We start from the raw sequence: 11562 nt of genomic DNA, 5'->3' as shown, positions 1-11562 counted from the left end.
GCCAAGAGTGTTTTGCTCACTCACTTTAGATTGTATGCTATGGGTTTGTTGCTCCCAATCATCAATCGCGCTGAGCAACTGTTCTAATTGTCCAGCAGGCGGTTGCCACTGATAGCTTTCAGCAGCACTTTGAATATGTTCAGCGAGCGCTTGCAGTGCCGACAGTTCATCTGCACATTGACTGCATTCGAGGGTATGCTCAGCCACTAAGCGCTGCTCGTCAAGCGTTAAGCGTTGATTAACTGACCAAGGTAATAAGAGTTGTACTTGTTGATGCACATCTTGCCTCGCCGTTAAGTTCATTAAATCTGGATTCTTCACCGTCGTATCTTCATCATTAAGCGAGTGTTCGTTATTGACATAACAACACCCAAAAGCGGTTAACCACCGAGGTAAATACCGCGCTCTGCTAATAAATCGGCTAGCTTCTTACGGGCATGAAACACACGGGTTTTTACCGTATTTACCGGACAACCAGTAATAGTGGCAATTTCCTGATAGCTACACTGTTCGATAAACGTTAATTCTAAAACGGTCCTATGCTCAAAACTCAATTGCTGTAATGCCACTGTTAATGCCATTCCTGTTTGCTTACCTATATGAATGCGTTCAGGGTTGTTATTATCGACTAAAACGGCATGCAATACGGCATCGTCAGCGTCCAAATCGGCATCATAAACTGCTAACTCGTCAATAGTTTCATCGGTCTGATAGCGTCTATTGCGTTCTAACAACTTTAAACACTTGTTATGCGCAATACCCAACACCCAGCTACTCAGCTTGCCTTGATTTGGATCATAGGATTCTGCTTTTTGCCACACCGTTAACATGACCTCGTTAACCACTTCATCAACTAAATCTTTAGATTTTAATGACGCTATCAAAAACTTACCGATTCTAGGCGCATAACCATGATAAAACTGAGTAAATGCAGCACGATCCTTAGCCGCAATACGCTGCATTAATAGCCCATCATCGCTATTCATTTCGTGCTGGACACGAAAGTTTTGCGCTTGTTCGTTGTCACGAATCATCGCTACTCCAGGCTTAAGTGGAAATCATTCCTATTCTACCTAAAGCAAGCGAAAAGTCCTTTATAAGTAATTCCGAATTAGGTGGGGAAAGTTCAGTCAGCATAAAAACTTTGTGGTAAAAACCGGCTAACCATCACATATTGCGTGAAATTTAAAGCGAAAACTGTAAGTACAACCAAAACTTACTTAAATCAAAAGCCTGACCTGACGCAAGATTCCGGCTTTGGTTTAACGTATTGCCATCGGCACGATAATCAGCCCATTTAAAACCAGCGATTAAATGCTCACTCAGAGGATGTTCAATCACTAAATCAACTTCATCGCCATAATGATAATCGCCATGCTCAGCATGAAATTGATGGTAAACCACACTTAACTGAGTTTCACTAGCAAATTTAATTTGTAGCGTCGCAAAATAATCGGCAATACCGTCGCCCGGCGTCACTAAAAATCGATCCGCAAAACCTTGAAACGCATGATTCGTACCCAGTGGCGTTTGAAAAGTATTGCCCCCACCTTGACCGGTTAGATATTCGGTTGACACTTTAAGCCCCGCGTTTTGTACCCAACCGTCAAAGATGTAGCTCAATCCCAATTCTGCCAACCAATAATCGGCATCAATGACATACGGATTATTGGCAAAATCCAATTGTTTGGCATATTCCCCGGTGTAAAGCCATTTGGTTTTAGGCGCAATCACTTGATCACCTGAAACACGTACCCCATACGTCGCAGTGGAAAACTTTGCCGAAACAGGCGTGGTAAATTCCAACCAGTAGCCATAAGCTTCAAGCTTAGCCGCAGATAAGCCGCTGTATTGGATATTCAGCAAATGGCTGTTCATCTGAAACCGGGCGGCATCAGGCTTAGGGTTATCTGAACCAAAAATACGATTGACTTGCCAGACATAGGCATAATCAATAAGCGTATGCGGTATTGATAAATTAATTGCGCGCACAGCATCAAAGCTTTGCCAATTTTTGTCGCCACAAAATATTGCCGACATAGCGATGTAGCGGCGCGGGCCTATGAGTAATTTCTTGCCTACCTGCTGTTAATAGCGTTCTAGGCAAACCGGAAAAACGTAAATAGCCTTGTTGTAATTCAGTCCCTTCAGGATCAAGAATCACCGCGCGATTGCTAACGCCGTTACTACCACCATCGTTATACAAGCCGTCATCGCCTAACGCCAATACGTTTTCAATTTGTAAATACGCATCAAACTGTCGATAGCTATTACTACGGTAACCAATGGCTGAACGTAACGTCTGGGCATAAGCACTGGCTAAATTAGGCGTACCGTCATCGACTTGCTCATAGCGATAACGAAAAAACCAATCGAAATGCCCGGTAGTCAATGCGCTCCATAAGGTTTCCTCGGCATAAACAGGTGTAAAAACCACACTATTAAAAAGAATACTGATGTTCATCAGCCAACGTCGATGCAATATCATACTTTTACTAGCCTTATTAATAGAAAAAGGGCGTCACTGCCACCAGTGACACCCTTAGCTAGTTTAGTTGGTAAATGCGTTAGCGACTAGTTAGGATCTCTAAAGTCATCCGCCTCAGAACGGAATGGCTCAGTACGACCATCAATGGTATTCAAAAATTTCAATAAATTACTCCTTTCAGTCGTATTCAACTCACTCGCAATCGTACCACTATTCAATTTATGCGCATCAAATACATCGGCTAATTGCTTAGCTGAACCATTATGGAAATAAGGCGCATGGTAACGTACACCTAACAACGATGGTACGTTAAAACCATCACCACCAAACGCCGTCGTACCGTTCGCTTTAATTTCTCCTTCATTGGTATTCGCAAATGTATCGACTTTTTCTAAGTAAGTCAGCGTCTTGCCATCTAACGTAAACGATTGAATTTGACCACCAAGGCTTGGAGCAAGCGTTAAACCTGGGTCGCGCGGCACACCGGCCACTAAAGCAGGATTATCACGATACAAAATTTGACTCTTAGTCCATTTCGCACCGCCGTGGCAAGACGCGCAGTTCTCTTCAAACACGGTTCTACCTGCAGTTACATTACCGGCTGACGGCATAAAGAACGGCCGTACGGTTTGTATCCACAAAGTTTCATCATCTAAGGCCTCACTAGCACCTTGGGTAATACCATGATTGAAAATATTAGGATTCGGTGTAGCCGCAGCAAACGGCGCATCGCTGGCAAAGCCGACACCGCCTTGCACACCGCGTGAATTGTTATTAAAGTCAGTATTGCTACCACGCACCGCACTCCAGTTTAAGATACGCGCATCATGTGCCGCACTGCGTTTTGAATAGGTTGCATCTAATGGCAGCGTTTGTCTTGGACCATCAGCAAAAATCCACGTCACTCCATCCGCTAGCCCGGCTGGATGGCAAGACGCACAAGTACTCCATGCATTATCAGATTGCTTACCACGGAATTTGAGTGGATCGATACTGCGAATGGCCGTATTCGACAAACCATTATCAGGAATACCTAACGCCGTGAAAAACGCCAACTTACCCATTAATACGTTATGCTCGAAGCTACCGAGTAAAGGCAACGGTGTTGATTCAATATCACGCGCTATCACTTTATTATTCGCAAAATCCAGCACTGACACCGAACGTCCCACTAAGTTATTAGTAAAACGCTCGGGTACCATCAGCGCTCATCACAATACCGGTTGGAATATGACCGGTTTGTAAGCGCACGACATTACTTGGCGCACCAATATCCAATTTACCACCAGTCAATCCAGCTCTTAGTACAAAGTTACCGCCACGACTAACGAAGGCAAATTTATTGGCTTTCGCATCAACAGCGACCACGTCATTGCCGAATAATTTTCCTAAACTAGCCGTAGGATCGCTAGGTGCGGCTTCTAATTTGATTTGCGCATTTAAATTCACCGTATTATTTTTAATTTCAGCTAATGCCGTTGGGTTGACGACATGAACTAACGCTTGCACGTTAACATTAAATTTTACCGGCGGCTCAGGCGCTGCACCTATGCTAGGCGCGTATAACTTACCATCATGCACGAGCAAGGCATGTAACTGGTTGGGGAAAGCACCTTGTGGGTCGCTAATTAAAGTAGCAGAGCCGGCGGCGGCCGTTTCATCAGGGCAATAAATTGAGCTATGTACATTGGCATTGGTTTGTGGACAAAATGCGCTACGGTCAGCCGTAAAGCCAGAATCCGCTAACGGCGATAAGGTAATTTTTTTTCAAAAACACCGCTAAGCCAAATGGAAATGCGCGTATTACGCCGCGTTTACCGGTATCAAACCCTTCAGATTGGTCGCTGTTACTGGCTTCAGCTAAAAAATCGCTAACGAAAATGGTTTCATCGGTATCATCACCATCACCATCATCAGAAATCGCGACGGCATAAGGGCGATTAAAGCCAGTCACCGTTTTAGCGACTTTTCTATCTGCAGTATTGATGATAGACACAGTACCTGACGTATGATTAGCCACATACAATACATTTCCAGTTGGCGTTAACGCGCAGCCACGCGGCTCTGTGCCGACTGCAATTTTCTTAACAACACTAAATTGGTCATCACCTTCTGCTAAAGAAATCACTGATACATTACCATCAGCAGTCGTCACATAAGCTTCGCTATCATCTGGCTTAATCGTGACGCATTGTGGTTCAAAGCCCACTTGAATCTCAGCTAATTTTTTTAAAGCATTAGCGTTATTCGCCCCTAAGTTGACTTTAAACACCGAGACCGAATGGCTATCCTGGTTGATGTTCAATAATTGTGTTTCGCTTTTATTTAATGCGATTGTGCTTGAATGATTATCCGCTTGGGCTTGACCTGCGACTAAAGCTAAAAACATGGCAGTCGATAATGCTGACCATTTAAAAGCCCCCTGCCCGCCTTTTGCTTGCTCTGTGCTAGACTCATCTGTGTTCTCCTCATCGTAATAGGTTTCTTAGGTATTCATGGTTAACTATGGAAAATAAACAACCCCGGCGCTATACACCAGAACCGAGCCGGACACGTTTTTTAAACGGCCCTTGCAAAGTTATTTCCTAAGAATTGAAAAAGGTTCAATCAAAAAAGCACCAACAGACTAAAAAGTGCTTCAGCAGGCTACCAACTTAAAACGGGACAATACCAAGTCAGGACAGGTTGTTTAGACTGAAGGTGTCGGCAGCAGGGATGCTGCCGCCAAGCCTACAGGGACGTATTTACGGCGTCATTCAATCTGATAACGCCAGGGATGGCGTGTAGTAGGGCAACGCAGGAGCAGTTGCCGAATGACCTGTCCCGGCTTAAGTGGGTAGCCCTTCAGCACAAGTCAGCAAAGCAATTCTCTAATCGGTTTAAATGATTTTCTATGCACGGCTAACACACCAAACGTTTTTAATTCCTTAGCGTGTTGTGCCGTACCATAGCCTTTATGTTGATGAAAGGCAAAATCAGGGTAGGTTTGATGATATTCAAGCATTAAGCGGTCTCTAGCGACTTTCGCTAAAATAGAAGCAGCACTAATCGCTTCAACAAGACTATCGCCCTTAATAATGGCCTGTGTCGGCATGGCTAGCTTAGGCGCTCGATTGCCATCGACTAAGACTTGCTGAGGCATCAGCGCTAAACCAGCCACGGCACGCTGCATCGCTAAGAGCGTCGCTTGTAAGATATTAAGCTGGTCTATCTCCTCTACCGAAGCCGAGGCAATAGCAAAGCTTAATGCATATTGTTGAATTTGCTCAGCTAAATATTCGCGCTTAGCTGGCTTTAGGGTTTTGGAATCGGCTAAGCCGACAATAGGGTATTCTGGATTTAAAATCACCGCAGCAGCAAACACAGGACCTGCCCACGGCCCACGCCCAGCTTCATCTACCCCAGCAATCAGCATTTAACGTAAAATACCGCGTGTAACATTGCGTAAAAAGCTAACCATATCGGATAATTCTTTGCTATCACCCGCTAAATCTTCCATTTGGTCTATCGCATCTTCTAAGCGTAAATTCATTTTATAAATGATTTTATAAGCTTTACGGATAAGGCGAATATCCTCAGCAGAAATACCATTACGCTCCATGCCAACTGAATTAATTCCATGTGGGCGAGTAGGCTTGCCGCCTACCATGACAAAAGGAGGAATATCCTGCGTAATCGCGCTGCCCATTGCAGCAAAACTATACTGACCAATTTGAGTAAAACTGATGCACTAAGGTAAACCCACCCAAAATAGCATAACTATTCAAGCGCACATGCCCAGCCAATGATGCACCATTGGCCATAATGACATGATCACCAATAACACAATCATGTGCGACATGTGTATAAGCCATGAATAAATTGTCACTACCGATATGGGTTACACTATGATCTTGTACCGTACCTCTGTGCATAGAGGCAAACTCGCGGACGATGTTGCGGTCGCCAATTTCTAAGCGGGTAATTTCATTGGCGTATTTTTTATCTTGCGGGTCTTCGCCTATAGAGGAAAATTGATAAATTTTATTGTGTTTACCAATTTTTGTAGGGCCTTTAATAACGACATGCGAGCCAATCACCGTGCCTGTGTCGATTTTTACATCAGGACCTATTACGGTATAAGCGCCTACTGATACACCGTCGGCTAATTCTGCACGACTATCTATAATAGCAGTTGAATCAATCACTTATTCGACCACAGCAGCGCAACGGATTTCAGCACTGGCAACAAATTCACCGTCGACTTCGGCATGGCAATCGAATGCCCAAATATTGCGTTTTACTTTTCAAAAAGCGCACCGACAACATGAGTTGGTCTCCAGGTACTACAGGACGTTTAAATTTTGCCCCATCGATACCGACTAAGTAATAAATCATGCCGCCTAGCTCATCACCGGCCGTTTCAGACGCTAATAAGCCAGTCGCCTGTGCTAACGCTTCTAAAATCAAAACCCCAGGCATGATAGGCTTTTGCGGGAAATGGCCTTGGAAAAAAAGGCTCGTTATACGTCACATTCTTAACCCCAAGTAAACTCACTCCAGGCTGACACTCGACCACTTTATCGACTAACAGAAATGGGTAACGGTGTGGTAAAAAGTCTTGTATTTTAAGAATATCTAGTTTGATAGACATGGTAAGGTACTTTAGGGTTGGAGTCGTTTACAAAGGTATACCGCATGTTACTCAGGCATAGACGTTAGTTTTTGTTGCACTTGTGCAGTCACATCGATTTGTTCACTCGCGTAAATAACACCATCAGTTAACAATAAATCGAAGTTTTGCTCTTTCGCGATAGTACGAATCGCTTCAACAATACGGCGTTGTAACTTACCCAACTCTTCGTTTCTACGCGCATTAAAATCTTCACTGAATTCTTGTTGTGAGCGTTTGATATCGCGTTTTTTGTTCAAAATATCTTTTTCTAAGTTAGAACGCTCAGTTTCACCCATAACTGCCGAGTCTCTGCTCAAACGCTCTTCTTTGCTTTGAATATCTTTTTGCTGAGCAACCAATTGCTTATCACGCGGGGAAAACTCTTGTTCTAAACGTTTTTTTGGCTTTTTCGGCTTGAGGTGCTTTTTCTAACACGGCAGGAATATTGACGAAGCCAATTTTTAAGTCAGCATAACTAACATTGGCTGCCACAAGCAAACCCAGGGCTAAGGCTAATTTGGTTTTCATTGTACGGTCTGTCTCCGATTTCATATTTAAAGAGAAAAATGTTAATGGTTGAGAATTATAGGGGATAAGCTAATTAAACTAAAAGCACTTATCAGAAATTTTGCCCAAAGTTAAATTGGAATAATTGCTCTTGGTCGCCAATCGTAACTGTCTTACCGTCATTGTCCACATAGGTCGTTGAGCCGGTATTTAACGGAACAGCAGCACTGACTGATAAAGCCCCAAACGGTGATAGCCATTCACCTGAAATACCGGCAGAATAGCGTAGTTCATCGAGTGAGAGACTGTTATTAATCGTACCTGCGTCAAAGAACGTGCCTAAACGCACTGATTTGGTTTCCGGCAAAAACGGCACTGGGAAAAACAATTCAGCATTACCGATTATTTTAGTCGAGCCGCCTAATGGAAACGAATTTGAATCTCTAGGGCCTAGGGTATTGTTTCTAAAACCACGTACGGAACCGGTACCACCGCCGAAATAGTTTTCAAAAAACGGCAAGCCATCGGTAGAGCCATAACCATCACCGTAAGCCGCTTCACCTTGCAGTCTAAATGTCAAATCTTTAGCTAACGGAAAATATAACTGGTGTTTGTAACTAACTTTATAATATTCTAAATCACTACCCGGCACACTAATTAAACCGGTTATGCGTTGCTGCCCGCCACTAGACGGAAATATCGCACGGTTTAACGTATCATGCGTCCAGCTAAAAGTAGGAGAAAAGGTTAAAAAATTATGACCTTGAGTATTAATAAAATTACTGATTTCCCTCGATGAAAAATCCGTTGTGCTTAAATCGGTATGTTTAGCATCAAATCCGAAACGCAATTGATCAAATTCGTTTAATGGTATGCCAAAATCCATACCGGCATTAATCACGCTGGTCGAATAATTAGCAATATTGATTTGCCCAGCATTTCGCTTGGTATAACCTAAGTTATAACCAACACTAACCCCATCGGTCGTAAAATATGGATTAAAAAAACCTAATTGATAACTAGTGAGAAAATTACTATTGTTAAAAGCAACGTTAATGCGTTTACCCGAACCGAATACGTTGTCTTGAGAAATATTGGCATTTAACACAATACCTTGCACCTGCGAGAAACCAATACCTGCCGATAAGTTACCGGACGCTTTTTCGGTCACGGCAAAATTGACATCGATTTGATCGTTAGTGCCTGGTACTTGGGGTGTTTCGACATTCACCGATTCAAAATAACCTAAGCGCTCTAAGCGAGTTTTTGAGCGCTCGATTTTAGAGCTAGACGCCCAACTCGACTCCATTTGCCGCATTTCGCGGCGTAACACTTCATCGCGGGTTTTCGTGTTGCCACTCATGTTAATATGGTGAACATAAGCCCGTTTGCCAGGATCAACGAAAAATGTCATCGCGACCGTTTTAGTTGCCTCGTTAATTTCCGGCACCATATTTACGTTGGCGAACGCATAACCATCATCCCCTAAACGATCCGAAATAGCTTTCGAGGTTTCGGTAGCGCTTTTACGCGAAAAAATTTCGCCAGGTCCCACGCTAACTAATTTAATTAACTCTTCGGGCGCAACGATTAAATTACCGGCGAGTTTAACTTTTTCCAGCGTATAAACATCACCTTCTTTAACGTTAATCGTAATGTAAATATCTTTTTTATCTGGGGTAATCGCAACCTGCGTCGATTCAATAGCGAAATTGATATATCCTCGGTCCATGTAATACGAACGCAAAGTTTCTAAATCTGCTGATAATTTTTGCTTAGAATATTGGTCATCTTTGGAATAAAACGATAACCAATTGGTGGTACTTAACTCTAATGTATCTAACAGGGTTTTGTCATCGAATACCGTATTACCAACGATATTAATATGCTTAATCTTAGCAACCTTACCCTCAGAAATATTGATATTAATACCGACACGGTTACGGGTTAACGTGGTAACCTCGGTTTTAATTTTCAAACCGTATTTGCCATGACTTAAATATTGCCGGCTCAATTCTTGCTCTACCTTGTCCAACACTTGCTTATCAAAGGTTTTGCCTTCCGATAAACCTATTTTGTCTAAAGCTTTTTTCAAATCTTCTTTAGATAATTCTTTATTACCCTCAAAGACAATTTTAGCTATCGCAGGGCGCTCAACGACGTTGACAATTAATGTCGAACCTTCGCGCTCTAACGAAATATCTTTAAAAAAACCTGTTTTAAACAAGGCCTTAATAGTCGGCCCAACATTTTGCTCAGAAAAACTGATCGCCCACATTAACCGGTAAGTAATTAAACACTGTACCTAATGTGATTCTTTGCAAACCTCTGACTTGAATATCTTGAACCGTAAATGATTCGGCACTATAAGCAACAGGTGTTAATAAACATCCTAATAAAAATAAACGGGCAAGAACTTTGGATTTCTTCATGAAAAGGCGCGAAAACTGCTAAAACGAAAACTGTTGGGGATTATAGCATAGCTAGCCACCGATACGCTTACGCTCTAGCAATAGGAAACGCGAGCACAGCGTCGATATGGCTTAAACCAGACACCAACATTAAAAGACGATCAACACCAATGGCAATACCAGAACATGCCGGCAAACCCGACTGTAACGCCGCCAATAACCGCTGATCTTTAATAACCGGGGCCAATCCTTGCTGTTGTCGAGCGGCAACCTCATGGTTAAAGCGTCGCTCTTGCTCAACGGCATCGGTTAATTCCTCATAACCATTGCCAAGCTCAACGCCTGACACAAACACTTCAACGCGCTCAGTCACGCGTGCGTCGTCAGAATTTAATCTAGCCAACGAAGACTGCAACGCAGGATAGCCATAGACCAATGTCACCTGCCCAAGCCCTAATAGCGGCTGTACGCAATGACTAAACAAAAAATCCAGCCACAATGCATGATTTTCACCGCATAACGTACTTGCATCAGCAAACCCATGCGAATTCACATAAGCATGATACGCCTCACTGTCAAAGACCAACGGATTTAGGCCCGTATGCTCTACGAACACATTCACATAACTTATACGCTCACAGTGAGTAATACCGACGGGCGCTAACAGCGTTAACAATAACTCTGCCACTTCATCCATTAACGCCGCTAAATCAAAACCTACCCGATACCATTCCAAAAGGGTAAATTCTGGATTATGCATACGCCCTGTTTCACCGTTTCTAAACGCTTTACAAATTTGAAAAATACAGCCGCTACCTGCAGCCAGCAAGCGCTTCATCGCAAACTCAGGTGATGTTTGCAAATACAAGGTTTGCTGGTGCGGCGTCAAATGAAAGCGCGTAGTAAAAAAATCCAATTGCGGATCGGTCGCCACAGCTTGGCATAACAGCGGCGTTTCGACTTCCAATACGCCGCGTTGCTGGAAAAACTGACGAATCGCTTGCAATAGCTGAGCGCGTAGTCGCAACGCGTCAAGCTCACAAGCAGGCTGCCAAAGCACAGACACTAGTCTTTAACGCGGGAAATATACTCGCCAGTACGGGTATCGACCTTAATAACTTCACCTTGTTGTACAAACAATGGCACTCTTACCACCGCGCCAGTAGCCAATTTAGCCGGTTTACCACCGCCGCCCGACGTATCGCCACGCACACCAGGGTCAGTTTCAATAATTTCCAATTCAACAAAGTTAGCCGGTGTCACGCCTAACGGTGAATCATTCCATAACGTCACTGTGCAAGAATCTTGGTCTTTTAACCATAAATTGGCATCACCAACAATTTTAGCATCGGCTTGATATTGCTCGAAGGTATCCTGCACCATGAAATGCCAAAACTCACCGTCATTATATAAATACTGCATGGCCACATCGACGACATCAGCGCCTTCTAACGTATCACCCGATTTAAACGTTCTTTCTATGACGCGTCCAGTTTTTAAGT

At 43.4% G+C, this 11562-nt stretch carries 10 protein-coding genes and 4 pseudogenes; all 14 read right to left on the bottom strand.

The genetic code is table 11. The features are described from left to right. Positions 1-321 (bottom strand): anti-sigma factor (locus tag VZ94_RS15270; RefSeq protein ID WP_204369164.1); only part of this gene is annotated, 321 nt, incomplete at its 3' end. 59 nt (positions 322-380) lie between these two features. Continuing rightward, positions 381-1034, bottom strand: coding sequence for an RNA polymerase sigma factor (locus VZ94_RS15265; protein ID WP_045779888.1), 654 nt, complete (start codon positions 1032-1034; stop codon positions 381-383). 151 nt (positions 1035-1185) lie between these two features. Beyond that, complete coding sequence (locus VZ94_RS23340; protein ID WP_052700609.1) at positions 1186-2040, bottom strand: hypothetical protein; 855 nt, start codon at positions 2038-2040, stop codon at positions 1186-1188. Further along, a complete protein-coding gene (locus VZ94_RS23335; protein WP_131655584.1) occupies positions 1997-2488 on the bottom strand; it encodes a hypothetical protein in 492 nt (163 codons plus the stop codon). The genes VZ94_RS23340 and VZ94_RS23335 overlap by 44 nt, the downstream gene beginning before the upstream one ends. Before the next feature lie 86 nt (positions 2489-2574). After that, complete coding sequence (locus tag VZ94_RS15255; protein WP_045779887.1) at positions 2575-3690, bottom strand: c-type cytochrome; 1116 nt, start codon at positions 3688-3690, stop codon at positions 2575-2577. Next, positions 3668-4069, bottom strand: coding sequence for a hypothetical protein (locus VZ94_RS15250; RefSeq protein WP_131655583.1), 402 nt, complete (start codon positions 4067-4069; stop codon positions 3668-3670). Before VZ94_RS15250 ends, VZ94_RS15255 begins: the two co-directional genes overlap by 23 nt. A gap of 139 nt (positions 4070-4208) precedes the next feature. Then, positions 4209-4877, bottom strand: a complete 669-nt coding sequence (locus tag VZ94_RS23330) for a YncE family protein (protein ID WP_052700606.1) — start codon at positions 4875-4877, stop codon at positions 4209-4211. 465 nt (positions 4878-5342) lie between these two features. Continuing rightward, positions 5343-5903, bottom strand: coding sequence for a ribonuclease HII (gene rnhB / locus VZ94_RS15240; RefSeq protein ID WP_045779885.1), 561 nt, complete (start codon positions 5901-5903; stop codon positions 5343-5345). After that, positions 5904-6675, bottom strand: a pseudogene (lpxA, locus tag VZ94_RS30950) (acyl-ACP--UDP-N-acetylglucosamine O-acyltransferase). Next, positions 6676-7121, bottom strand: a pseudogene (fabZ, locus tag VZ94_RS15230) (3-hydroxyacyl-ACP dehydratase FabZ). It lies immediately after the preceding pseudogene. A gap of 47 nt (positions 7122-7168) precedes the next feature. Continuing rightward, positions 7169-7670, bottom strand: a pseudogene (locus VZ94_RS15225) (OmpH/Skp family outer membrane protein). A gap of 91 nt (positions 7671-7761) precedes the next feature. Next, a pseudogene (bamA, locus tag VZ94_RS15220) lies at positions 7762-10081 on the bottom strand (outer membrane protein assembly factor BamA). 67 nt (positions 10082-10148) lie between these two features. After that, positions 10149-11120 carry an EF-P lysine aminoacylase EpmA gene (epmA, locus tag VZ94_RS15215; protein WP_338040441.1) on the bottom strand — a complete coding sequence of 324 codons (972 nt, stop codon included), beginning with the start codon at positions 11118-11120 and terminating at the stop codon, positions 10149-10151. A gap of 5 nt (positions 11121-11125) precedes the next feature. Then, the coding region (gene efp, locus VZ94_RS15210) for an elongation factor P (RefSeq protein WP_045779883.1) at positions 11126-11562 on the bottom strand (437 nt) is incomplete at its 5' end.

The sequence above is a fragment of the Methylocucumis oryzae genome, assembly GCF_000963695.1.
In the GTDB taxonomy this organism is placed as follows: domain Bacteria; phylum Pseudomonadota; class Gammaproteobacteria; order Methylococcales; family Methylomonadaceae; genus Methylovulum; species Methylovulum oryzae.
Note: the sequence above shows the minus strand (reverse complement) of the source record. Positions and strands in the feature narration are given on the sequence as shown.

Excerpts from the sequence above, each read along its gene's own strand:
- VZ94_RS15265 (WP_045779888.1), bottom strand. The coding sequence starts at position 1,034 with ATGATTCGTGACAACGAACAAGCGCAAAACTTTCGTGTCCAGCACGAA.
- VZ94_RS23340 (WP_052700609.1), bottom strand. The coding sequence starts at position 2,040 with ATGTCGGCAATATTTTGTGGCGACAAAAATTGGCAAAGCTTTGATGCT.
- VZ94_RS23335 (WP_131655584.1), bottom strand. The coding sequence starts at position 2,488 with ATGATATTGCATCGACGTTGGCTGATGAACATCAGTATTCTTTTTAAT.
- VZ94_RS15255 (WP_045779887.1), bottom strand. The coding sequence starts at position 3,690 with ATGGTACCCGAGCGTTTTACTAATAACTTAGTGGGACGTTCGGTGTCA.
- VZ94_RS23330 (WP_052700606.1), bottom strand. The coding sequence starts at position 4,877 with ATGTTTTTAGCTTTAGTCGCAGGTCAAGCCCAAGCGGATAATCATTCA.
- rnhB (WP_045779885.1), bottom strand. The coding sequence starts at position 5,903 with ATGCTGATTGCTGGGGTAGATGAAGCTGGGCGTGGGCCGTGGGCAGGT.